The 24,596-nt window shown below is 42.8% G+C and carries 24 protein-coding genes and 1 pseudogene; 17 read left to right on the top strand and 8 right to left on the bottom strand.

The window, feature by feature from the left end; translation table 11 throughout:
• Position 1: 1 nt before the first annotated feature.
• The 17 genes and pseudogenes from JS578_08340 (at position 2) to JS578_08260 (ending at position 16,224) form a co-directional block, all read left to right on the top strand.
• The gene (locus tag JS578_08340; GenBank protein ID QRX62899.1) at positions 2–4,342 is read left to right on the top strand and encodes a CusA/CzcA family heavy metal efflux RND transporter; all 4,341 of its coding nucleotides are present in this window, start codon (positions 2–4) and stop codon (positions 4,340–4,342) included.
• A 19-nt stretch (positions 4,343–4,361) separates the two neighbouring features.
• Positions 4,362–5,603, top strand: coding sequence for an efflux RND transporter periplasmic adaptor subunit (locus JS578_08335; GenBank protein QRX62898.1), 1,242 nt, complete (start codon positions 4,362–4,364; stop codon positions 5,601–5,603).
• A 13-nt stretch (positions 5,604–5,616) separates the two neighbouring features.
• Entirely contained in the window at positions 5,617–5,946 is a 330-nt protein-coding gene (locus JS578_08330; protein ID QRX64968.1) for a P-II family nitrogen regulator, read from the top strand.
• 12 nt (positions 5,947–5,958) lie between these two features.
• The gene (locus JS578_08325) at positions 5,959–8,454 is read left to right on the top strand and encodes a heavy metal translocating P-type ATPase (GenBank protein QRX62897.1); all 2,496 of its coding nucleotides are present in this window, start codon (positions 5,959–5,961) and stop codon (positions 8,452–8,454) included.
• A 4-nt stretch (positions 8,455–8,458) separates the two neighbouring features.
• Positions 8,459–9,253 carry a cation transporter gene (locus JS578_08320; protein QRX62896.1) on the top strand — a complete coding sequence of 265 codons (795 nt, stop codon included), beginning with the start codon at positions 8,459–8,461 and terminating at the stop codon, positions 9,251–9,253.
• A gap of 272 nt (positions 9,254–9,525) precedes the next feature.
• Positions 9,526–10,026: a hypothetical protein gene (locus JS578_08315; GenBank protein ID QRX62895.1), complete on the top strand. Its 501-nt coding sequence runs from the start codon at positions 9,526–9,528 to the stop codon at positions 10,024–10,026.
• A 72-nt stretch (positions 10,027–10,098) separates the two neighbouring features.
• Positions 10,099–10,674, top strand: coding sequence for a hypothetical protein (locus JS578_08310; protein QRX62894.1), 576 nt, complete (start codon positions 10,099–10,101; stop codon positions 10,672–10,674).
• Positions 10,675–10,800: 126 nt separating this feature from the next.
• Positions 10,801–11,214 (top strand): transcriptional repressor, encoded by a 414-nt coding sequence (locus tag JS578_08305; protein QRX62893.1) that lies wholly within the window; start codon positions 10,801–10,803, stop codon positions 11,212–11,214.
• A gap of 81 nt (positions 11,215–11,295) precedes the next feature.
• Entirely contained in the window at positions 11,296–11,820 is a 525-nt protein-coding gene (locus tag JS578_08300; GenBank protein QRX62892.1) for a hypothetical protein, read from the top strand.
• Positions 11,821–11,904: 84 nt separating this feature from the next.
• The gene (locus tag JS578_08295) at positions 11,905–12,105 is read left to right on the top strand and encodes an SHOCT domain-containing protein (GenBank protein ID QRX64967.1); all 201 of its coding nucleotides are present in this window, start codon (positions 11,905–11,907) and stop codon (positions 12,103–12,105) included.
• Positions 12,106–12,116: 11 nt separating this feature from the next.
• A complete protein-coding gene (locus JS578_08290) occupies positions 12,117–12,503 on the top strand; it encodes a DUF302 domain-containing protein (GenBank protein QRX62891.1) in 387 nt (128 codons plus the stop codon).
• 44 nt (positions 12,504–12,547) lie between these two features.
• A complete protein-coding gene (locus JS578_08285) occupies positions 12,548–13,015 on the top strand; it encodes a hypothetical protein (protein ID QRX62890.1) in 468 nt (155 codons plus the stop codon).
• Positions 13,016–13,020: 5 nt separating this feature from the next.
• The gene (locus tag JS578_08280) at positions 13,021–13,815 is read left to right on the top strand and encodes a cation transporter (protein QRX62889.1); all 795 of its coding nucleotides are present in this window, start codon (positions 13,021–13,023) and stop codon (positions 13,813–13,815) included.
• Positions 13,816–13,821: 6 nt separating this feature from the next.
• Positions 13,822–14,143: pseudogene (locus JS578_08275) on the top strand (YnfA family protein).
• Positions 14,144–14,155: 12 nt separating this feature from the next.
• A complete protein-coding gene (locus JS578_08270) occupies positions 14,156–15,040 on the top strand; it encodes a cation transporter (protein QRX62888.1) in 885 nt (294 codons plus the stop codon).
• 330 nt (positions 15,041–15,370) lie between these two features.
• Complete coding sequence (locus JS578_08265; protein QRX62887.1) at positions 15,371–15,547, top strand: hypothetical protein; 177 nt, start codon at positions 15,371–15,373, stop codon at positions 15,545–15,547.
• 17 nt (positions 15,548–15,564) lie between these two features.
• Positions 15,565–16,224 (top strand): hypothetical protein, encoded by a 660-nt coding sequence (locus tag JS578_08260; GenBank protein QRX62886.1) that lies wholly within the window; start codon positions 15,565–15,567, stop codon positions 16,222–16,224.
• A 314-nt stretch (positions 16,225–16,538) separates the two neighbouring features.
• Here the strand turns inward: JS578_08260 and ltrA are convergent, their stop codons facing one another.
• The 8 genes from ltrA to JS578_08220 all read right to left on the bottom strand — a co-directional run bounded on the left by ltrA (position 16,539) and on the right by JS578_08220 (position 24,103).
• Positions 16,539–17,834, bottom strand: coding sequence for a group II intron reverse transcriptase/maturase (gene ltrA, locus JS578_08255; GenBank protein QRX64966.1), 1,296 nt, complete (start codon positions 17,832–17,834; stop codon positions 16,539–16,541).
• 704 nt (positions 17,835–18,538) lie between these two features.
• Positions 18,539–19,225 carry a hypothetical protein gene (locus tag JS578_08250; protein ID QRX62885.1) on the bottom strand — a complete coding sequence of 229 codons (687 nt, stop codon included), beginning with the start codon at positions 19,223–19,225 and terminating at the stop codon, positions 18,539–18,541.
• Entirely contained in the window at positions 19,222–19,809 is a 588-nt protein-coding gene (locus JS578_08245; GenBank protein ID QRX62884.1) for a hypothetical protein, read from the bottom strand. Before JS578_08245 ends, JS578_08250 begins: the two co-directional genes overlap by 4 nt.
• A 24-nt stretch (positions 19,810–19,833) precedes the next feature.
• Positions 19,834–20,325, bottom strand: a complete 492-nt coding sequence (locus tag JS578_08240) for a hypothetical protein (protein QRX62883.1) — start codon at positions 20,323–20,325, stop codon at positions 19,834–19,836.
• Between the two features lie 96 nt (positions 20,326–20,421).
• On the bottom strand, positions 20,422–21,066 hold the full coding sequence (locus JS578_08235; GenBank protein QRX62882.1) for a hypothetical protein: 645 nt from the start codon (positions 21,064–21,066) through the stop codon (positions 20,422–20,424).
• A 597-nt stretch (positions 21,067–21,663) separates the two neighbouring features.
• The gene (locus JS578_08230) at positions 21,664–22,917 is read right to left on the bottom strand and encodes a Y-family DNA polymerase (GenBank protein ID QRX62881.1); all 1,254 of its coding nucleotides are present in this window, start codon (positions 22,915–22,917) and stop codon (positions 21,664–21,666) included.
• The gene (gene umuD, locus JS578_08225; GenBank protein QRX62880.1) at positions 22,917–23,351 is read right to left on the bottom strand and encodes a translesion error-prone DNA polymerase V autoproteolytic subunit; all 435 of its coding nucleotides are present in this window, start codon (positions 23,349–23,351) and stop codon (positions 22,917–22,919) included. The genes JS578_08230 and umuD overlap by 1 nt, the downstream gene beginning before the upstream one ends.
• A 128-nt stretch (positions 23,352–23,479) precedes the next feature.
• Positions 23,480–24,103 (bottom strand): hypothetical protein, encoded by a 624-nt coding sequence (locus JS578_08220; protein ID QRX62879.1) that lies wholly within the window; start codon positions 24,101–24,103, stop codon positions 23,480–23,482.
• Between the last annotated feature and the right edge of the window lie 493 nt (positions 24,104–24,596).

The following is a 24,596-nucleotide window of genomic DNA, read 5'->3' as shown; positions in this document are numbered from 1 at the left end:
AATGATAAACAGTATAATATCCTTTTCAATAAAGAATAAGGCACTTATCGGGCTGATGACAATCGGACTGATTATTGGCGGAATATATTCCATGACGAAAGTGCCACTTGACGCCACACCTGACATTACAAACAATCAGGTTTTGGTAATTACCACCGCACCCAATTTGGGCACGGAAGACATTGAACAGTTTGTAACCTATCAGGTAGAATTGGCAGTAGCGAACCTGCCCGACGTGACCGAAATACGAAGTGTGTCACGTTTTGGGCTTTCGGTTGTAACCATTGTTTTCAAAGAAAGCGCCGGGACATATCTTCCCCGGCAGTTGGTAAGTGAAGCCTTAGCCGAAGTGAAAGAAAAAATTCCACAGGGATTTGGGGAACCGTTTATGGCGCCAATCAGCACCGGATTAGGCGAAATTTATCAATACACGCTTGAAGTGCAACCCGGTTACGATACCGTTTATAACGACATGGAACTGCGCACCATGCAGGAATGGATTGTAAAACGACAAATGGCTATGCTGCCCGGAGTGGTAGAAGTAAACTCTTTTGGGGGCAGGGGTAAACAATACGAAGTCGCTGTTAATCCTGATAAACTCAGAAGTATGGGTTTAGCCATTTCGGATATTTTTGAAGCACTTGACGACAACAATCAGAACACAGGCGGCGCATATATCGAGAAAAATTTTCAGGCCAACTTTATCCGTGGCGAAGGGTTGATGCGTTCGTTGGATGATATTAAAAACACTTTGGTCGCAAACATTGACGGGCAACCCATTTTTATCAGGGATGTAGCAGAAGTGAAATACGGAAGTTTTGTCCGCTTCGGCGCTTTTACAAAAGATGGTAAGGGTGAAGCTGTTGGCGGTATCGTGATGATGCTGAAGGGCGAAAACTCAAACGATGTGATTAAGGATGTAAAAGAGCGAATGGCTTTAATTCAAAAATCACTGCCTGATGGTGTTGAAATTAAACCTTTTCTTGACCGCAGTAAGCTCATTAAAAGTACCACATCTACGGTTGCAGAAAACCTGTCGTTGGGTGCGCTAATTGTAATTTTTGTCCTCGTAATATTCCTGGGGAATTTAAGGGGCGGATTAATCGTGGCATCTACAATTCCTCTGGCATTACTATTTGCCTTTATCATGATGAACCTGTTTGGGGTATGGGCAAACCTGATGAGTTTGGGGGCGCTCGATTTCGGGATATTGGTCGATGGGTCGGTTATTATCGTCGAAAGTATGATTTTTTACCTGCACCGTAAAAACCTTATCGGCACAAAACTCGACCAGGCGAAACGAAACGAAATTGCCTATAATTCGTCAAGCAAAATGATGAACTCAGCATTTTTTGGTCAGTTGATTATTTTGATTGTTTTCATCCCGGTTTTAGCCTTGCAGGGTGTTGAAGGTAAAATGTTTATACCAATGGCTATGACTTTTGGATTTGCCGTTTTGGGCGTGGTAATATTGTGCCTTACCTATATTCCAATGATGGCAGCCTTATTCCTCCAACCACCTAAAACAGACAAAAAAACCTGGGGCGATAAAATAATTGGGAAACTCGAAAATGCTTACACTCCCGTAATCGGTTGGTCATTGAAAAGAAGTTGGATTGTAATAACAATTGCTTTTGTGCTTTTGATTTCCGGCAGTTTTCTGTTTACACGGATGGGAGCCGAATTTAACCCAAAACTCGATGAAGGCGATTTTGCTTTTCAGGCATTTTTAAAGCCGGGAACTTCATTGAGCGAAGTCACAAAAACTTCTACCCGACTGGAACAAATTGTCTTGGAAAACTTTCCTGATGAAGTAGAAAGTATTCAAAGCAGGATTGGTGTGGCAGATTTACCCATGGACCCAATGCCTTTGGACATTGCAGATATATTTGTGATTTTAAATCCTCAGAAACAATGGACAAAAGCCGCATCGAAAGAAGAATTAATTGATAAAGTTAGAGAAAAAATCAGCGTATTACCCGGTATCAATTATGAATTCAGTCAACCTGTTGAAATGCGTTTCAATGAACTGTTAACTGGTATCCGTGAAGATGTGGCCATTAAACTGTATGGCGATGATTTGGAATTACTGGCTGATAAAGCTACGGAAATTGCTGGGCTGGTTTCTGGTATTGATGGTGTGGCTGGTGTAAAAGCAGAGGCCACAAGAGGATTGCCACAGATTACCGTTCATTACGACCGCAACAAGCTTGGCCGCTACAACCTGAAGATTAAGGAACTCAATACCATTGTTGAGTCCGCTTTTAGTGGTGGCGTTGCCGGAAGCATTTACGAAGGCGAGCGGATGTTCGACCTTGTTGTGAGACTGGATGAGGAACACCGCACAAGTATTGACGATGTCAGGAATTTATTTGTAACCCTTCCCGATGGTAATCAAATTCCCTTAAAAGAAGTGGCCGAAATTAGTTACCAGCCAGGACCGATGCAAATTAGCCGCGACAATACCAACCGTAGAACCTACGTGGGGATTAATGTTGCCGACAGGGATGTGAAATCGCTTGTAGAAGAAATCCAATCTGTCTTAGATGAAAAACTAGAACTGCCAACCGGCTATTATATCCGATATGGCGGTGCGTTCGAAAACCTCGAAAGGGCTTCAAAACGCTTGTCGCTGGTTGTTCCGCTTGCTTTGGCATTAATTTTCATGTTGGTTTTCTTCGCTGTAAAGTCGTTTAAACAAACGCTAATGATTTATGTGGCTGTGCCGTTTGCCGCTGTTGGGGGTATATTTTCGCTCTATTTGCGTGATATGCCTTTTAGTATTTCGGCTGGCGTAGGTTTTATCGTCCTGTTTGGCGTTGCGGTACTTAACGGTTTAGTGTTGATTAGCGGTTTTAATGAATTGAAAGAAGAAGGCAAACTCCATATAAACGACATTATTAAAAAAGGTTCAATCCGGCGTATCCGTCCAATTTTATTAACAGCTTCAACCGATATTCTGGGCTTTCTGCCTATGGCGGTTTCCACGTCGGCAGGAGCAGAAGTTCAACGCCCTTTGGCTACTGTGGTGATTGGAGGAATGTTGACATCAACCTTGTTGACGCTTATTGTGCTACCTATTCTCTATAAATTTGTTGAAAGTGGCGTTAAAAAAATAAAAATGCCAAAAACAGCTTTAGGGATGTTTACCGTTCTTGTTGTGATTGCAGGTTTGGGAATTTCAGGAAATGCCAATGCGCAGGATTCTACGATAACATTGCCACAAGCCATTGAAAGGGCAAAAGAAAACTATCCGGCAATTAAGGCAGCCAAATTGGAAGTTGACAAACAGGAAGCATTAAAAGCTACGGCATACGAACTGGGAACGACTTCGATTTATACCGGGAAAGAAGAAGTAGGCAACAACGCACCGGGTATTCAAAACAAAATCGGGATTGGACAAACAGACATTGACCTGTTCGGCATACCGGCTAAAAGCAAGCTTGCAAACAGCCGTACAAAACAAGCTTTATCCGGTCAGGAACTTACCGAATATTCGTTGGCTCGTGATGTTAGTCTTGCCTGGTACAATGCAGTCCATGCCAAACAGCAATGGCAACTATTTAAAGACCTTGACACCTTGTACACCGATTTTCAGAAAGCTGCGGAGTTGCGTTACAATACACAGGCAACTTCAAAAATCGAATATCTTTCGGCATCGGCCAAATACAAAGAATTGCAGGTAAATTTAAAGAAAGCTGAAAGCAACTATTTGGCAAACTTGCAAATTCTGAATCAATACCTATTATACCCGATTGCGGTAGATGTTAACATACAGGATTTGGGGCAGTATGCTTTCAATATAGTTTCCGAAATTGATTCATTGAGCGAAAGCCCGCTGCTGAATTATTATTCAACCGGGATTGATGTGGCAGAATCGGCATGGAAAGCGGAAAAAGCCAATTTCCTTCCAAAGTTAGACTTGGGTTATAAATGGCAGTCGGTTGACGGCAATTCAGGATTTTATGGATGGGAAGTAGGTATTTCTGTCCCGCTGGCTTTCTTTTCACAATCGGGCAAAACCAAAGCTTCAAAAATTGACTTCCAAATTGCAAACCAACAGTACGAGCAAAAGGAACTGGAACTGAAAGCCGGGTACAACGAGCAAATCAGCCGTTACCTTACTTTGCAACAGGTTATCAACTATTATCAAAAAGAAGCATTGCCTCTGGCCGACGAACAAATTCAGGCTTCCAACCTGGCGTACCGTTTAGGCAGTATCGACTATGTCCAGTTTATTCAGAACACAGAAGCAGCCATACGGACAAAACAAGACTTTTTAATGCAACAGGCAGAATACTTCGAATTGTCTGCCCAATTAAAATTCATAACAGGTAAATAATCAACAAAATATAGTAACGATGAATACAAAAATAATTATAGCATTGATGGCAATCGCCACATTAATATCGTGCAACACAAAAAACAAAACAGCCGGAGAAGGCGAAGAACACGAAGAACATAGCCCCGAAGGCATTGTGATATTAAATAAAAACCAACGGGAAGCCCTGAAATTAAAATTGGGGTCTTTTCAAATGCGCAACCTAACCACGGTAGTAAAGTCAAACGGGCAACTCGAAGTACCTCCTGCAAACAGCGCCGATATTACAGCTGTTATTGGCGGGAATGTAAAAGAGATAAAAGTATTCCATGGCGACCGGGTAAGCAAGGGTCAATTATTGGCAGTACTTGAACATCCGGATTACATTGCCTTACAGGAAAGTTTTGCCGAAGTTGCCAACAGGCTTGAATTTCTGGAACAGGAATTTGAACGCCAAAAAGAATTGTTTGAAAACAATGTTGGTGCAGGCCGAGACTTCCAACAGGCAAAAGCGGAATACAATACGGCAAAAGCAAAATACGAAGGATTAAAATCACGCCTGCAATTGCTGAATCTTTCGCCCGATAAAATTATGCAGGGCAATATTTCAAATACCATAAACATTAATTCTCCTATTAACGGTTTTGTTAATGAAGTGAATATTAAGGTGGGAACCTATGTTGACGCAACAAACAAGCTTTTTGCTATTTCAGACAACAGCGCTATCCATGCCGATTTTATGGTGTATGAAAAAGATGTGTATCTTGTTAAAGAAGGTCAAAAAGTTCATTTCACAGTATCAAACCGCCCGAGCGAAGAATTAACAGCAACCATATTTGCCATTGGAAAAGAGTTTGAGGCCAATTCGAGAGCAGTTCACGTTCATGCAAAAATAAATGAGAAGGTATCCGGACTTATTCCTGGTATGTACATTAACGGCCATTTGCATACCGATGAAAACTATACGCGGGCACTTCCCAATGATGCCATTGTTGCTGAAGGCACAAAATCATTCATTTTTATATTGGACAAGCAGGCTCTTGAAAAACATGTCGGAGAAGAAAACCATGAGGGGCACGAGCATGGAGATGAAGACGATGATGATGCAGCAGAAAATAAAACGGCATTCAGGATGGTTGAGGTTATCCCTGGTCTGAAAGATGAAGGATATACCGAAATTCGACTGATTAATCCGTTGCCCGAAAATACACAGGTAGTAATGAATGCGGCATACTATTTATTGGCCGATATGAAAAAGGAAGAAACAGAACACGAACATTAAAAATAAGGAAATGATGAAAGAAATAAAAGCATTTATAAGACCAAATAAAGTGAACGACATTGTTCAGCATTTAAAAGATGCTGGGTTTGAAAACATGACCATTTCTACTGCAGAAGGGACAGGGAAATTTCAGGATGACAAAGCGTTTGTTTCCCAAAAATTCTCCATAACCGATAGCCCAACGGCAAAAATTGAAATGGTAGTAGCAAAAGAAAAGATAAATACGGTAATAAACATCATTTCGGAATATGGTAAAACATTAAATCCAGGCGATGGATTAATTTATGTCTCCGATGTTGAAAAAGTGTATCGGGTGAAAACAGGACTGGAAAACGGGTTTTAATATTTAAAGAATATGAAAAAACTAAAAATAGAAATACCACTCATTTTGCCCGAAGTGCCAAACGAAAAAGACCAATGCGTTCAGGAGCTTATCTCACTGCTTCAGGAGCAAAAGGGTCTGGAAAAAGTCCATGTTTTAGAAGCTGCAGATAAGGGCGTGCCCCAACTCTGTTTTCACTATAACCCGGAACTGATTTCCATGGACCGCGTACGTTCAATTGCCCGGCAAACCGGGGCATCCATTACCGAAAAAATCGGGCACAAGCTCATCGGCGTAGAAGGTATCCGCCACCCGCGCCATGCGCGCGGCATCGAGCGTAACCTGCGCGACTTAAACGGTATGATTGAAGTATCGGTTTCTGCCTCGGGAATGGTACGGGCTGAGTTCGACACAAGCCAGATGGATGAAGCGGCAATCGTTAAAGCCTTACGAAAAGAAGACCTCGGAATAACTGATACTGCCTTAAAAGCCGGGGAATATCTTCGCGGCATCAAAGAAACAGAGAAAGCACCGAAAGACAAGAAGCCTGAACACAAAGAAAAAGAAAGAGAAGAACATGAACATACCCATGGCGGCCTGTTTGGTAAAAATACGGAGTTGGTTTTCTCTATCCTTTCGGGAATATTGCTGACCATTGGTTTTGGCCTTTCTTTCGTAGATGCAGTCTCTTCATGGGTAAGCCTATCGTTGTACATCGGAGCTTATTTCTTTGGCGGTTTCTACACTACCAAAGAAGCGTTCGAAGCCGTACGTAAAGGTGGATTTGAAATTGATTTTTTGATGCTGGTTGCCGCTATTGGTGCAGCTATACTGGGTGCATGGGCCGAAGGCGCTTTGCTGCTGTTCTTATTCAGTATGGGCCATGCCCTCGAACAATATGCCATGAACAAAGCCCGTAAATCTATTGCTGCTTTGGCTGAACTTGCCCCTAAAACCGCCTTTCTAAAAAAGAACGGGAGGATTGAAGAAGTAGGTGTTGAAAAACTGTGTATAGGCGATATCATCGTGGTGAAGCCACACAGCAAAATCCCGTCAGATGGCGTCGTGGTTAGCGGCGAAGGCAGTGTGAACCAGGCCCCCATCACGGGCGAAAGTATTCCTGTGGATAAAATACCGGTTGAAGATCCCGAAAAAGACTATTCCAACGAAAAAAACATCAGTGACGAAAACAGGGTTTATTCGGGCACAATCAATGGTAACAACACATTAGATGTTAAGGTTATTAAGGAAGCTAAAGATTCTACCCTCTCCCGTTTGGTAAAGCTTGTAAATGAAGCTCAAACGCAGAAATCACCCACCCAGCGGTTTACCGATAAATTCGAGAAATACTTCGTTCCCGCTGTTTTGGGATTGGTGGTTGTATTGCTCGGTGCTTTTTTGGTCATAGACGAAAATTTTAGCGACAGCTTTTACAGGGCCATGGCAGTCCTGGTAGCCGCCAGCCCTTGTGCTCTGGCCATTTCCACGCCCAGTGCGGTATTGAGCGGGGTGGCCAGGGCCGCAAAAAGCGGGGTGCTTATCAAGGGCGGGCGACCGTTGGAAGACCTGGGGGTTTTGACCGCCCTGGCTTTCGATAAAACCGGGACACTTACCGAAGGCAAACCAAAACTCACTAAAGTAGTTCCGCTGAACAATACCGATGAGAATGAATTGCTGATAATGGCAATTGCCGTGGAAAACCTGAGCGACCACCCCTTGGCAAAGGCGGTGGTAAGGGACGGTAAAAAACGTTTGGAAGGAAATAGTATTCCCGAGGCCACAGATTTGGAAGCCGTTTTGGGTAAAGGCATAAAGGCAGCACTGGGGAATGATAAAGTATATATAGGCAACCTGGAACTGTATGAAGCCCTCGATGATAAAAAACCTTCCAAAAACATTGTAGAAGAAGTAAAAGCCCTCGAAGCCGAAGGGAACACCACCATGCTTATTCGCCGGAATGACGATTATGTAGGCATCATCGCCTTAATGGACACCCCGAGGGCAGAAGCAAAAAGTACGCTGGTGCAATTAAAGAAAATCGGAATCAAACGGATGGTCATGCTCACGGGCGACAACCAGAAAGTGGCCGATGCCGTTGCCAAAGAAATAGGCTTGACCGATGCATGGGGCAGCCTGTTGCCAGAGGAAAAAGTAGATGCCATAAAGAAACTGCAAGAGCAGGAATCGAAGGTGGCAATGGTAGGCGATGGCGTAAACGATGCCCCCGCAATGGCCAATAGCACCGTGGGCATAGCCATGGGCGCGGCCGGTTCTGATGTGGCACTCGAAACCGCTGATATTGCCCTAATGGGCGACAAACTGGAAACCCTTCCCTTTGCTATCGGCCTGAGCAGAAAAGCAACAAGTATTATAAAACAGAACCTCTGGATTAGCCTGGGTATCGTTACTTTACTTATTCCGGCAACCATCTTTGGGCTGGCCGGCATAGGCCTTGCCGTAGTTATTCACGAAGGTTCAACCCTTGTTGTGGTATTTAATGCCTTGAGGTTGTTGGCCTACAAAAAATAACTATATGCAAAAGAGTACATTTCACATTTCCAAAATGGACTGCCCTTCCGAGGAAACCCTTATCAGGATGAAACTCGAAGGGCTTTCCATGATTAAAAGTTTGGTGTTCGATATTGAAAACCGAAAACTTACTGTCTTTCATTCTGAAGAAAGCTCTGAAATTGAGAATCACCTGAAAGAACTCAATTTAGGGTCGCAACTCCAAGAAACAATTGTTGTCCAAGCGGATGAATTCAAGGACAATTCATCGGTACAATCGAAACTCCTTTGGACGGTTTTGATTATCAACTTTGCATTTTTTATTATTGAAATTACCACGGGTTTTATTTCTAAATCTATGGGTTTGGTTGCCGATTCGTTGGATATGCTGGCAGATGCACTTGTTTATGGTCTTAGCCTTTGGGCTGTCGGTTCAACTGTGTTCCGTAAGAAAAAAGTGGCAAAGCTGAGTGGCTATTTTCAACTGGCTTTAGCATTGATTGGGCTTATAGAAGTAATACGCAGATTTATCAGTTTCGAAGCTGTGCCGGATTTCAAAACCATGATTATTGTTTCCATATTGGCATTAATTGCCAATTCCGTTTGCCTTTATTTATTACAAAAATCAAAAAGTGAAGAAGCACACATGAAAGCCACGATGATATTCACATCGAATGATATTATTATCAATACTGGTGTTATCGCAGCAGGAGTATTGGTTTTGTTGACCCAATCAAAGTATCCTGATTTAATCATTGGTGCAATTGTTTTTTTAATTGTGGTCAGGGGGGCTTTCAGGATATTAAAACTTGGAAAATAGATATGGAAGTAATTTTAGAGTCAATAATGTTATTCCCGCTGACGACCCACTTTATTCTGAAATGGAATTGTTGTTTAGTTCAAATTCAGCCTTACATGCATACAACCAGTCAAGTGGTTCATATAAAATCAATTCCTTTCTGAATAGCAAAGGATTGTAACAGATTTAGATGCTTTTTTTGAAGGCAGGCAAGGCAACTTGCCCGCTTTCAGAAAAGCGAAATCAAACAAAAAATTCGCATACAATAACTTAAAATTTATAAAAAAAGTAAAATGAACAAGATATTAAATGTAATCAAAGCAACAGTATTGATTTTTGGTGTATCAATTGCGAACATCTATGCGCAGGAAACAGAAAAAATTATTGGAACAGTCGGTGGTGAAAAATTAGGTGACGACGGAATTGTAATATGTGTTTTAGGAACACAGGCTTGCATGCCGGTTCAGATAGACAAAAACATGACTGTTAAATACAACGGGGAGGAAACAAAATTGACAGATTTACCTTTTGCCCTCTATATAGAAGCTGAACTTAATGATAATAATAAAATCACTACAATTAAAATTGATGAAAGAAAAACCGTAATCTGTTTTGTTGAGCATAAAGAAGGTGATAACGAGAAATTGACGACTTTGTTAAACGGAATTAAAGGTGTTGAAGATTTTAAGTTATATCGTAAATCGAACCAGGTACTGATTGAATACAATCCAAAACAAATTGCGTATAGCGAATTGGAGGCAAAAGTTAAAAATGCAGGATTTATATTGGAATAAAATAGGAGGATAGAAAAATGAAACGAAATAAATTATTTACTGGCATGAAAAATACAAAAGTTATTTTTTTTAATGGTAGCAGTAGTTGGATTCCTTTTTTATTCATGTAACAAGGAAGAAGAAACACCCTTGGATAATACTTTAGCTTCCAGCGTAATCGGCACATATACAGGTACTCTTAAGAGTACAGCTACTAATCAGTCCAGTCTGGCGACATTAAATGTAACGCTAATAAACGATAGCTTAGTTAGTATGCATTGTTTGTCCTACAATTTTGATTCAACCTTTACAATGCAACTATACCAAAACTATGACAGCATTATGGTGTGTTATACCGGACAAGATTTTTTTGCTGAATATGGACATAATCGCAATAATTATGATTTTTGCACAAACCGCCAATCCGGTTGGACAAATAACGCCTGGATGAACGATGGCAATTGCTGGGGAAATATGAATCAAGGTTGGGGCAACAGCAACTGGGCGGGAACTGACCAATGGAACGCCTGGACCAATCACATGAATACCCAACACAATCAAAATGACAATCATTTTGGGGGATTTAATCCAAAAATGAATTCATGTATTTTCAAATTTACAATTCAGAACAATTCCAATTATTTTGAAGTATTTGAAGGAGTCAAGTAATTAAAGATGTGGGTAGTACAGCAATTGAAGTTGTAAAGATAAATCCCGTAAGGTTATTAAACATTTTTATGTAAATTTGGGGTATGAAAGTTCTGAATAATATTTCTCTCATAAATATTTGACGATATGGAAAACAAGGAAATCGACAAAAAACTCGAATCGAAAAACGTCAAACCAACAGCCATGCGAACCCTGGTTTATAAAACACTTGCCGAAACCGGGAAAGCGCTGAGCCTGGCGGATTTGGAGCAACGATTTGAAAAAGTGGAGCGTTCAACCATTTTCAGGGCGCTTAAAACATTCGAGGAAAATTTCATTGTCCACCCTGTTGATGATGGTTCAGGCTCGGTTAAATATGCCGTTTGCGATGATGAATGCACATGTAATATACATGACCTGCACGTTCATTTTTATTGTACACGTTGTGGCAGAACACGTTGTATGAAAGAACTTCCAATTCCCAACATTAAACTTCCTGAAGGCTACACCTACGATAATGCTCAATTCATTATTAACGGTGTGTGTCCTCGCTGCGATTAACTTTGCAATAGTGTTGCACTAACTTATTGGTAATTTTGATGTTGAAATTATTAGAATGTCTAACATTAAAAATTATTAATTATGAAAACTGGAAAATTTAAAATGGCTTTTTTACTTGCAGGATTAATTATCTTTTCTGCATCGCAGGCAATGGCACAACCTCATTGTTGTAACTCAAACTGGTCGGTAAACGCTAATGCCCAATGGTGGAACAACAACACCCCGGCGGAATATGCCTTATCAGCCGAACAAATTACGGAAATCAATGAGCTACGTAAAAACAGTTACGAGAAAAAGCTTCCAATCGAAAATGAGCTTCGCAGTTTGAGAATGGAATACCGGGCTGCTAATTCAAATCCCGAGCTCTATGTAAAAAAGGTGAAATCACTGAGAAGCACTATCCGCGATAAAGAAGAAAAAATTGAGGATATCAACCTGGAGACAAAAGTTCAGGTAAAAAAACTTCTTACTGAAAAGCAGCTTACCTACTTTAACAACAACAATTACAATTGGTGGGATATGTCGGAAAATTGCTGGCATGCAGGTAATATGGGAATGAATTCTCGTAAACAGATGATGATGTCACGTCGCAGCAATTGTTGGTAAACACCAGTTCGGTTTTTAAAAAAACAAGCGATAAAAAGAAAGGAGAATGTTATGATGGATGGATTTGGGTGTCACGGATGGGGAATGGGAATGGGCTGGTGGTGGGTTATAGGGCTCATTATCGTAATTGCCGTTGTTTGGATGGTTGTTAAAGGAATGAGTCAAAATAACCGCCCCGGCAACCTACCCGAAAGTAAGTCGGCGCTCGATATTTTAAAAGAGCGTTATGCCAAGGGAGAAATTGATAAACAAGAATTTGAAGAACGAAAAAAAGATTTAATGTAAAATAAAAAATCATGAAGTATTACATTGAAAAGATAACAGAGTACGGTTTCGATGAAGCCATTGAGAAAGTAACCGAAGAACTTAAAAAAGAAGGATTCGGGGTTTTGACAGAGATTGATGTGCAGGCCACATTGAAAAAGAAACTGGATGTCGATTTCAATAAATACCAAATTTTAGGGGCTTGCAATCCGCCATTTGCACATAAAGCGCTGCGGGCCGAAAATAAAATCGGAGCCATGCTTCCCTGCAATGTGATTGTGCAGGAACTGGATGATGGCAAAACAGAAGTAGCTGCCGTTGACCCGATGGCTTCGATGCTGGCGGTTGAAAATGACAAATTAGGGGAAATCGCCAACGAAATAAGGGCAAAACTTGAAAAGGTCATTGAAAACGTATAATACGGCCAGTATTTTAACCTAAAGTATTTAAAAAATCTTTGGAAATGAGAAAACAACTGTTGTTATTAACCTTCGTACTTTTCTGGGTATTCACAGCGAATGCCCAGGAAGGCGAACGGTTAAAAGTAATCACAGGGGTACGTGTTAACCCTTTTGTGATGTACGATTTTGACGGTAACAAAACGGAAATAACGCGTATCCATGCCGAGTTGGGCGCCATGTTCAATAATAAAACCTACCTGTCGGTGGGATACACGCCCTTTGCCAACGCTATCTACAATTTTAACGAATATTGGTTTGTCGGCTTCGACAAAAAGATTCCTGTATCGTGGGTTTTGGCGGAAGAGTATATGATTGATGAAAAAAAATTCATACTTCAGACCGGCCCCAATTTCAAATTGGGTAACGTGGGAAATGCCTTTGTATTCCTGTTTACACCTGTTGATGATATTAATTGGGGCTTGAAAGTAGGTGTCTTTATTCCGTTAAACGTGGTGTTACATAAAGAATAGTTAACATGTTCAAATCTGTATTTACCATCAGCAAAATGGATTGCCCTTCCGAAGAATCCCTTATCAGGATGAAGCTGGAAGGGCTTTCCACAATTAAAAGTTTGGTGTTCGATATTGAAAACCGGAAGCTCACCGTGTTTCATTCCGAAGAAAATGAGGAAATCGAAAAACACCTTAAAGAACTCAAATTGGGCACGGAACACAAAGAAACCATTGTTGTCCAACAGGATGAATTCAAGGACGATTCATCAGTACAATCGAAACTGCTTTGGACAGTTCTGATTATCAATTTTGCTTTTTTTCTCATTGAAATTACCACAGGTTTTATTTCAAAATCTATGGGCCTGGTTGCCGATTCACTGGATATGCTGGCAGACGCGTTGGTTTATGGCCTAAGCCTTTGGGCAGTTGGCTCAACTGTAACCCGCAAGAAAAAAGTAGCCCGACTAAGTGGCTATTTTCAACTGGCATTGGCACTGATAGGCCTCGTAGAAGTAATACGTAGGTTTATCAGTTTTGAAGAGGTGCCGGATTTTCAAACCATGATAATTGTATCAATACTGGCATTGATTGCGAATTCAGTTTGTCTATATCTGTTGCAAAAGTCAAAGAGCAAAGAAGCACACATGAAAGCTACCATGATTTTTACATCAAACGATATTATTATCAATACGGGCGTTATCCTTGCAGGTATTTTGGTATTGTTGACCCAATCAAAATATCCCGATTTAATCATTGGCTCAATTGTATTTTTGATTGTGGTAAGAGGGGCTTTAAGAATTTTAAAATTAGGGAAATAGATGCTTATGAAAATAGTTTATTCCATACTTTTATTTGTTTTAGCCGGACTCTGTGAAATCGGCGGTGGTTACCTTGTTTGGCTGTGGCTTCGGGAAAATAAACCCTGGTGGTTTGGAGCAATCGGAGGGATAATTCTTATAATGTATGGAATTGTGGCAACCCGCTAATTTTGGGCGTGTATATGCCGCTTATGGTGGAGTTTTTATCATTATGGCCATACTGTGGGGTTGGAAAGTAGACGGGTTTATCCCCGACAGGTACGATATAATTGGGGGAATCGTTGCGCTTATCGGGATGGGAATCATTATGTACGCCCCAAGAAATTAAATCAGTAAAATTATGGCACATTCACATGCGACAAACAAAAGTTACGGAAAAGCTTTTTCTATTGGCATCGGTTTAAACATCACCTTTGTAGCCGTTGAAATATTTTATGGTTTATTAGCCAACTCATCAGCACTATTAGCCGATGCAGGCCACAACGCCAGCGACGTACTGAGTTTGATTTTTGCCTGGGCTGCAATCAGGCTCGCTTCCATAAAACCAAAAGGGAAATACACTTATGGTTTACGCAAAACAACCATTCTTGTATCGATACTCAATGCGCTATTGCTTTTTGGGGCAGTAATAGCAATTGGCTGGGATGCTGTAGGAAAATTCAAAAATCCAGAACCCGTGGCAGGTACGCAAGTAATGATTGTTGCCGGGATAGGTGTGGTAATCAATACCATAACGGCTTTGCTGTTTCTGAAAGGCCAAAAGGATGACCTGAACATCAAAGGGGCATTCCTGCACATGGCTGCCGATGCCGGGGTGTCGTTGGGTGTAGTTGTTGCCGGGCTTTTGATTAACCTTACCGGAATTCAATGGATTGACCCGGTAATGAGTTTTATAATTATTCTGGTCATCCTTTGGGGTACATGGCGGTTATTTGCCGATTCCATTGATTTAGCACTGGATGCAGTACCCAAACAAATAAAACTTGATAAAGTACGCAACTTTCTTTTATCCCAAAATGGAGTTAACGATATTCACGATTTACACGTTTGGGCAATGAGTACCACCCAAATAGCTTTAACCGCCCACCTGATAATGCCGGAAGGGTTTAACGATGAATTTATTTCTGAACTGCAGAAGAAACTTGAACACGAATTCGGGATAGGGCACACTACCTTTCAAATTGAGAATGAAAGGATTGAAAAGGAATGTAAAACTGATTGTTGAAAACTTTATAGATATGAAAATTCAATACCACTCAATCATAACCTGCCCAAATTGCGGGCATCAAAAAGAAGAAGAAATGCCTGAAGATTCATGCCAGTTCTTCTATGAGTGTGAAAAGTGCAAAGCTTTTATAAAACCCAAAAAAGGCGATTGCTGCGTTTATTGTTCGTATGGTTCGGTAAAATGCCCTTCGATACAAAAGAATGAAAGTTGTTGCTGATTTTTTAACAAAACGGAAATGCAACTGAGTTCCTACAAAAAGTATTTTCATTATATTTAACATTTGGTTTTACAAATACAACATCAAGTTGAAAAATAGCAGTTGTAAGTTTGAAAAATGCAATAGTAGAAAGGAAAAAAAGACTGGCAAGTAGGGGAAATATTGCAGTACGGTCGGAAAAATCAATTTCAAATCCGAATAGAGAAAATGTCGGTGGGGGTAACGCAATTGTAAGACTGAAAAACAGAATTGTAAAAGCGAAAAAACCAAATGTAATTAATTATTAACCTTTAAAAATTTAATTATGGCATCACGAACAAAACTTACAGACACAGCAACTTTGGAATTGTACCGGGTAGCTTTGGAAAATGCGGAGACCCAACCTGAAATTGCGGCTATTATGGCTGATTTAGGTTATGATTCAGTAGTTATCGCAGAAGGTAAAGCATTGCTTACAAAAACCCGGACTGCATACGATGCAAACAAAACCGAAGATGATGAAACATCTGCCGCTTACGCAGATTTTTCAAGTAAAAAGGAGCAATTAGAAGACACATTTAACACCCATCGAAAAAAAGCTAAAGTTGTATTCCGAAATGATTCATTAATCGCAGATAAATTAGCCATTTCAGGCGTAATGCCACGGACATATATAAAATGGTTAGAAGCAGCAAAAAAGTTTTACAGTGTTGCATCTGCCGATTCTGCTATTCAAGGTAAATTAGCTCGTTTAAAAATATCAGTTGACGACTTGACAGCAGCAAACACCCTAATATCTGGATTAGAAGCAGCAAGAGCAATTTATCTGAAAGAAAAAGGGGAATCACAAGATGCAACAAAAATAAAAGATGCTGCATTTGCCAAAATAGATGATTGGATGAGTGAATTCTATGCAGTAGCAAAGATTGGTTTAGAGGATAATCCGCAGTTGTTAGAAGCATTGGGTAAAACAGTGAGAAGCTGATGGAAAAGCCCACCCTATTTGTAAGCACATTGGCAAGCCCCACGAGCCGCCGCACGACCAAAGCTTGCCAAAGAGCTTACAAAGCCAGCCCAAGTAACCGCCTTTAAGGGCGGTTTGGGGATTTACCCACCCACAAAAACAAAATAAATTTGTACTCCGAATCAACGTCTGTGCAGATTGATAAGAAAACTGTTAAATTTGTTAAAACTTGAGACGGATTGACTTTGAAGGATAAACACCAGCATACAATCGAGTAGACTGCCCCGCCAGCCTTGGCTGACGGGGAGAGCCTCTCACACCACTGTACGTACGGTTCACGTATACAGCGGTTCGTTAAGAAATGGAGCAATTTTCTGATAATAAGTAAACATAGGTTCGTAACCGCGTTGTTGCAGACGTTCCACCGTGATGGTGGTTTTCAAAATAGGGCTACAGGCGACCGCCCATGTACCCATTCGGCTACGGCTGTGGCTGTATGCGTGTTCAAGGTCAACGCCCAAACGTATCAGGTTTTTCCGTCTTCGTTCGGATTTCTTCCATTGTTTCCAGATACAGCAACGTAACCGGTTACGCACCCACCCATCCACATCTTTGAGTTTTTCCTGGATACTTGCCATGCGGTAGTATTGAAGCCAGCCTCGCTGTACTTCTTTCAGTTTGTGGATACGCTCATCGAAACTGGCGGGTGTGGTTTTTCGGGTGATGGCTTTGAGTTTTAGTTTCAGGTTTTTCCATCCTTTGCCGCTTACCACCAGCTGGTATTTGCCTTTTTCCCCCTTTTTGTAAGTGGGCACAAAACCATATCCTAATAGCGAAAAGTTTACGGGGCGACGGATTCCACTTTTCTCCCGATTAATAGGCAGGTGTAGTTTACTCTTTAGAAAGAGAAAGATCTCGTTGCCTGTTTTGCGGGCTTGCCATTGGCTTTTGCAATAAATGCTAAAGTCGTCAGCATAGCGGACAGACTTTAATCCACGTCTGTCTAATTCTTTATCCAATTCATCTAACATGATATTGGAGAGAATCGGGCTCAGCGGACTGCCCTGTGGTACTCCTTTTCGGCGTTTGACTAACTTCCCGTTGATTAAAATCGGCGCTCGCAGCCATTTGCGGATAAGACGCAGCGTAAGCGGGCATTTTACCTTGCGATACAACAATTGCAGCAAAATGCAGTGGTCTACTTCGTCAAAGAAGCTCTTCAGGTCAATGTCTACTATATCCTGATAACCATTGTTTATATACTCCAATGCTTTGAGTACCGCTTGCAGGGCATTCTTATTCGGGCGAAATCCATAACTGTAATCCTCAAATTCCATTTCGAACCGGTTGGCTAAAACTTGCCCTACGGCTTGTTGAAGCATTCGGTCAACCACGGTAGGCACACCTAAAAGACGTGTCTTCCCATTTCCCTTGGGTATCTCTACCCCCAAAATGGGTTGTGGCAGGTAAGTGCCATTTAACAATGATTGCCCTATACTTTCCCTGTTCTTTGTCAGGTGGTCGTATAGTTCGCTTACAGGCATCCGGTCAACTCCTGCCGAACCTTTGTTCTGCCTGACCTGTTGCAATGCACGCATCATGTTGTGACGGTTAATCACTTGCTCGATCAATTCCATTTCGTTTTTGTTTGCTAATTTAATCATCTTCTCTTGCCCTGTTTCGCTTGCTACAGGCTATTTCATTGCTGAAAATCCATGTCGCATTAAAAACTTCTTAACGTTCAGTCCTTCATTACGTTCGTGAGACCTCCGACTCTCTGGATTTCTATCACTTGCCGGCTCGTTTTCCGTAATTACTATGACCTCGGCTGACTTCTCATTACATTTTACTGCTTAGAGATCTCCCCCGGTAAGAGCTTTTTCCTTCCTCCAATCCCTGCGGTATCTACATATCTGTCCACAAACTACCTTTTGGGCGTTACAATGATGTGGTTGCTTACCCAGGACAATTATGCCTCATATACCGTTTCTGTTCGTCAGTACCGGATTTTGCAGTCTCGCTTCCTTCACTGCTGTCGTCACCAACAACCAGCTTGCGACTTGCTAATGCTTCGGGCACGACCCCGTGCATAAGGGACTTACACCCTCTGGAAAAATACACCTGCTTAGAGCATTGTTTAACCAAAATTATTTGTAATTTTGAAATTTTACTGTTGCTTGCAGCAGGTGCGCTCTGCTCATGCAGGGCGCACACATCACCTATACGCAAGCAGGGGATTCGTGCTTCGTAGGACAGGAAAGTGCTAAATTTGAAGTTCAGTTCTTCGTAGGAAGTTCAGTGGTTAAAATCCCTGCCTGCGTATAGCTGAGAACCGTTATAAATTGCTCGGTATTTTGAGGGATAAAATTTTGTTTTTAAAAGCAATTGAAATAAGTATAAGTACAATACCGAAGATCATACCTGCAAAGAAAAGTTTGAAATTAAATCCGGTTGTTGTGGTGATTTTCTCTTTAAGAGAATGGTTTTCCTCTTTTAAAGTTTCAAGGGTGAATTCAAGGTTTTGGTTTTCCCTGGTTAGTTTATAAATCTCATTGTTGTACTCCTGTTCCAGGATCTCAAATTCTTTGATTGTTTTTTCAAGCAGGCTTTTGCTTTGGGTAATCGTTTCACTTGCAATGGGGTATTTACCTGTGTGGGGATCCACAGCGGCCGCAGTGTCGTAGTTTATGGTGTGGGTTGAGGCTTCACTCATCAACCGGGTATTCTCATCGCTGAGGCGCTTAAAATCGGTTTTGAGGTTTTCTACCTGGATCTCCTTTGCATGAAGCTCATTCTTTAAAGAGATCACAGCTGTACTGTCGATCTTTGTCACCACCTTTTCAGTGATGATTTGTTTGGGTTTGCAGCCCACCAGGAAGAGTAGGGTTGTGAAGAGCAGAAGGACAACCGGTGTTGTTCTATTTGGTGCAACCACTGGTGCAATCACTGGTACAAAAATTGGTGTAGCATTTGGTACAACAATTGTGAGTTGTGAAGCTGTAAGTTTGTGTTCGTTCATCATGATGCTTTACGGATTGCTTCCAGGAATTTGTAATGGTACCCGGCGATGGTGTGGGCGCTGTCGAGGCCGTTGATGATCCTGCGGGCACCGAAGGGATCGTCGCGTTGGGGGTTGAAAAAGTTCTCGAGCGAATAGCCGGTGAAGTCGCCCCGGTTGGATTTACCCAGGATCATTCCCTCAACCAGAATCTGGGCAGAGATCTCGGGATCGAGCGCGAGCTCCGGTTGTTCCAGGAGCGGCAGGCCCATCAGATCACCCATCCGTTCGTAATTCTCATACCATGTCAGTTGGACATCCCCGCGGCCGTAGTAGATCTTGTCCGGCCAGGTGTAAGGCTGGCCATTTTGTTTGATCTTCTTCCCGTAAGATTTCCCCATGCCTTTCCCCCACTCCTCAATGGGTTGCATGGTATGCGCGGTCTCATGATAAGAAGTGGCCAGCATGTAAGCAATCCACTGGTCGACGGTTACCTCGAACTTGTCGAATGCTGCCAGCTTGTGGAGGATCCCCTCCCGCTGGCGGTCATTCAGCTTCCCATTGAAGAGAGAACGATTGATTTCCTGAAAGAAGAGTTGCCGGTTCATGATGTTTTTGAATTGAGTTTAATTTTATTGTTGTTCCTCAACCCGTTTGAAAGTACCACGAGGTGGTAAACGGTTTGGACAATCCACCACCAAGCAGTAGTGATCGTCCCCATCCTTGCGCCAGCGGATCTCCCGTTCGACAGTTTTCTCGAGACCGGTGATCCGTCGGTGATCTTCGGTGATCTGCAGTTGAAGCAAGGCAAGATCCTTCTTCAGCTTCTCGTTGATGCCCTCCTTATCCCTTAGGAGTCTCAACAGTTCTTCGGAGTTGGATTTGTTGTAAGAGTTCATCTTCTCCATATGGGCCACCGTACGTTCCAGGAGACCCATCATCTCCGTTGCAGCCAGGGCATCCTCCCGTTTGGCGGAAGCCTCCGATTGGAAAGCCTCGCTTTGCTTTATACGTTTGTTCTCCTTGCGGTTCACCACCGCAGAGATCCATCCCCCCAGGGCGCCACCGCCCAGGAAAGAACTCATGGTGACCAGCCATTCACCGTTCACCGGAAGTATATCCATCAACATATCCATCGTAGCAATCCATTAGATTCTCCTGGAGCCGGAAGCCTGCAGAGGGAGAAACGGAGCCGCCCGTGGGGCGGCTCCGAACAAAGATCAAATCATCGAGACCTCAACCCGGCCCGCATAGACCGAATTAGAGACCAACTTGCCATCTGCCGAGGTGAGCAGAAGGTAGGTATCCACGAATCCGCCATCCCAAGTGGGGGGCACAGCCAGTGAACCGCTGCCGTCGGCCCTGGTAGCCGCATCCATGTCGTAGGATGCATCACCGGTGATCGGGTTGAATGCCATCAGGATCACCTTGTCGGTGGCTGCCGCGTTGTTGAGCAGATCGGTGTCCCACACGAAGTCGAGACTCCCCCCAGAGCTTGTCGCCGATGCACTGCCGGCACCATAGAGCTCTCCGGAAGTCAACTTCACCAACGGGAAGTTGATCTCGAAGTCGGGGTAGATGCCGATCACCGCGTTTTTGACGTTGTAGGACATCGCCACGCTGAAGGCACTCTTACCCGTACCGACGCTGCTTGCGAAGCCCACCCGGATGATCGGGACGAAAGTCTTCAACATCTTGCCGATGATAGAGAACCGTGTGCGCTGAGACACCTGTGCCTCGGTCCGCGGGTTGTGCACGCTGGCAGGCATGCTTCTGATGTAATCGATGCCTCTCCAGGAGGCTCCGACTATGTTCCCCACCTTGCCGGAGAATCCGCCTAAAATACCTTGTTTAATTGTACCCATGATAGATAAATTTTAAAATGTTAAACATATGGTTTAATAAGAGATGGTACGGAGTTGGTATTGACTTGTCGGTAGGGTGACTCTGAAATTTTTGGTTTACGGAATCGTAAACCGATGCCGGCCGGAAACCACCTAGCCCCAGGGCAGATACCTATCGGGCCATCTCCGGAAATAAAATTACAAATGGAAATCAAGGCACAATTAAACCGGTGAGGATTACGCTTTTATGCTTGTAAAAGCATTGGATTGCAGGGGAAAGAAAGGGTAAAATCTAACAATACTCTAACAATACTCTAATAATTTGGAGCGAAAAGAATGGAACTTCAATGGAAGTGAAAAATATAGGATCAGAATCTTTTAATTCTAATTAATCGTCGAAAATTAGAATAAGCGCGAACAGAAATAGATCGAAGGAATAAATGAAACCATAGCGATCAGCAAAGGGTGGCTTTGTAATCGGCAAGGTTTTCCGGTAAAATACGATTTCCGCGGAAGCGGAATTGGAGATTTGATCGGAAACCCGGAGGGCTTGACCTTGTAAGATTACAGCGGAAGCCACCGTATCTTTGCGGGGGTTCATTTATGGGGTTGCAAGAACTACAATCCGACAGTAAGAATTTCGTTGATGTCGGTGGTGAAGTGTTTGGAGAGGTGTTCCTGGCGCATCTTGTGTTTGCGGGGATCCTGGGTGGCGATGCGGACCACTTCCTTGTGGTACTTGTGATTTAGGCCGTCGATGGCCTCCATCAGTTTTTTATGTTTGGGATCGGAGTTGAAGAAGAGCGACGGTTGGAACTCGTTGGCATCGACAAAATCGGTGAACCACACCCCACCCCGCTTGAAATAGAGATACGGCTTGTAGATCTGTTTCAAAGCGATGTTGGCGAACTTCACCAGCTCGAGCGTGGAGTTGGTCGGGAAAGGAAGTTTGATCTGTATGGACGGGTAGTATTGCGTTTCGTGCTCTTTGAAACGGTTGGTTTCGAGGAAAACGATCATTTTTTTGCAGAGCGACCGCTGCTGCCTCAACTTCTCGGCACCCATGGCCGTGAAAGTGGTGATGCGCTCCCGCACCTCATCGAAGGAGCGGAGATCCGACTCGAAGGTGCGAGTGGTAGCGATGCTCTTCTTCTTTTCCACCGGTACCATCTCGAGGGTGGGGATCCCTTTTAAATCCTTTTGAAGATTTAATCCGACGATCGTCATGTTCTTCAGCACCCAGGATTCGGGGAGTTGTACAAAGTCGAGGGCCTTGTTGGCACCGATGGTATAGAGTTTCTTCGCATTCCTTCTGCCCACACCCCAGATATCCTCCACCTTCAACCATTTGAGGGCTTTGATCCTTTTCTCTTCGCTGTCGATCACGTAGCTGCCACCGGTCTCCTTGGGAAACTTCTTCGCGATGCGGTTGGCCAGTTTGGAGAGAGCTTTGGTGGGTGCGATTCCAATGCTGATCGGGATACCGGTACCCTTTTCGACCCGGGATTTCATCTGCAGACCATACTGTTGCAGGTCCACGTTGAGGCCATCGAGATTCAGGAAGCACTCGTCGATGGAATAAATCTCCTGATCGGGGGAGAAGTTGGAGAGCAGGCTCATCACCCTGCGGCTCATGTCACCATAAAGCGGGAAGTTTGCGGAGAAGACTTTGACACTGTTCCGACGGAAAACAGATTCATACTCAAAAGCCGGCGCCCCCATGGGGATGCCGAGGCTTTTGGCCTCGTTGGATCGGGCAATGACACAACCGTCGTTGTTCGAGAGAACAACGATAGGTTTGCCGTTCAGCGAAGGGTTGAAAACCCTTTCGCAGGAGGCGTAAAAGTTATTGCAGTCGACCAGCGCGTACATCAGTGTTTGCGAATTGAATATTTGACAATGCCCCAGATCGTCACACCCTGTTCGTAGTTGACCTCGATAAGGGGAAAATCATGGTTCGAGGGGAGCAGGAAGCATTTATTATCTTTCACCTTGATCCGTTTTAAGGTGAACTCACCATTGATGAAGCAGAGGGCAATTTTGTTTTCCTCCCACTCCAGGCTCTTGTCGATGATGAGCAAATCACCGTCGTTGAAATCGTTGCTCATGGAACTGCCGGTCACTCGGGCAAAGAATGTGGTCTCCTTTTGATCGATCAGCAGCTCGTCGAGGCTGATGTAATCGTGGAAGAAATCTTCGGCCGGAGAGGGAAACCCAGCCTGGATATCCCCGATGTAGGGATATTTTTGCTCAGAGCTTTCAGGATGAATCAGTTCGATTTTCTGGGTGTTGAGTTCCTTTTGCATGGAGCAAATGTAGGGTTTTTAATGCGGAAGGGGATAGGATTTTTATTAAAAAAAATACTGTATCAAAGGAATTCCATTTATGTCGTAAATCATTTTGGCTTCTTGCTGATATAGTTTTTGTACTTGCATCATTGAACTGAATGTGAAATGTAATTTGTTTGTTCTGAAAAAGCTATCTGAATACGGTTATTTAATTCAATGTAAGACACCGGAACGGTCAGTTTCTTTAAAGAGTTCAATGTGATTGAACTTTGACTTCTTTTGTAATTATCAAGGCGAAAAGTAGGCAAGATGTAGAAATCCCACTGTTCCATTTTTAACGGGTCAATTGTATTCTGGTCTTTGTGTTTTAAGACACAAAATACGTATAGGTCAGCGTATCTTTTAAGTTTAACAGATTCATTATTTGTATCCGGAACCCTATAAAAAGATCGCTTGATCGAAAATGAGATTGATGAAAAACATTTTTGACTCCAACATTGGATGTATGCAGCAGATTTTACTTCGATTTTTATACCATCTACTGTTTTCAGGTCGTAGGTATCCCATTCGTCGCGAATATGATCAGGATTTATTCCAACTGCTGTTCCAACTATAAATTCGGCTAATCTACCACGGGTAGCGTTACTCAAAAGATCCGAAACGCTCCAACGCCAAAAGTCAAATAGCTTGTATTCTGTCTTTTGTCCGTTGAAAGTCAAATCTTCGGTTCCATTTTTAGGAGAAGCTATTATTTGATTTAATTCACTCATAATAAAATGACTATATTTAAAATTTCGGTAATAAGTTGATAAAATTAATGAGATGGTAATGACTTAAAAAAGTACCATTTGGGTAGTTTCAGAAATAAGTTAATTAAAGTAACCACACAGTTGAATAAAACAACAATTGCAAGTTTAGTGATTATTTCTGAACAAACGAAATTATATGTTGTAGCCTTTATTAATGGATTAAAATAGGACAAGAACAGGAAATGCAGCCTTGAGCTGGAACGGAGCAATGGAAAAACGGGGGAGCGCAGCGACCTGTTTTTGCTTGCGGAGTGACGAGGCGCGAGCCGACGCGAGTGGAGCGAAGGCGGTGGCATGAGGGAGCGCGAAGTAATGAGCGCTGGTGACGCCTGCTGATGACAGCCGGGGTGGCGGACTTTTTGTTATATGGCCTCCGGGAAGGTGTGAGCTTGGTGGAGCGACGAAAGGAGTGGAATGGAGCGATGAAACGCCAGGGGCTTTGGGGAGGGCGGCC

This window comes from Dysgonomonadaceae bacterium zrk40 (assembly GCA_016916535.1).
Classification (GTDB): Bacteria; Bacteroidota; Bacteroidia; order Bacteroidales; family Dysgonomonadaceae; genus Proteiniphilum.
Note: the sequence above shows the minus strand (reverse complement) of the source record. Positions and strands in the feature narration are given on the sequence as shown.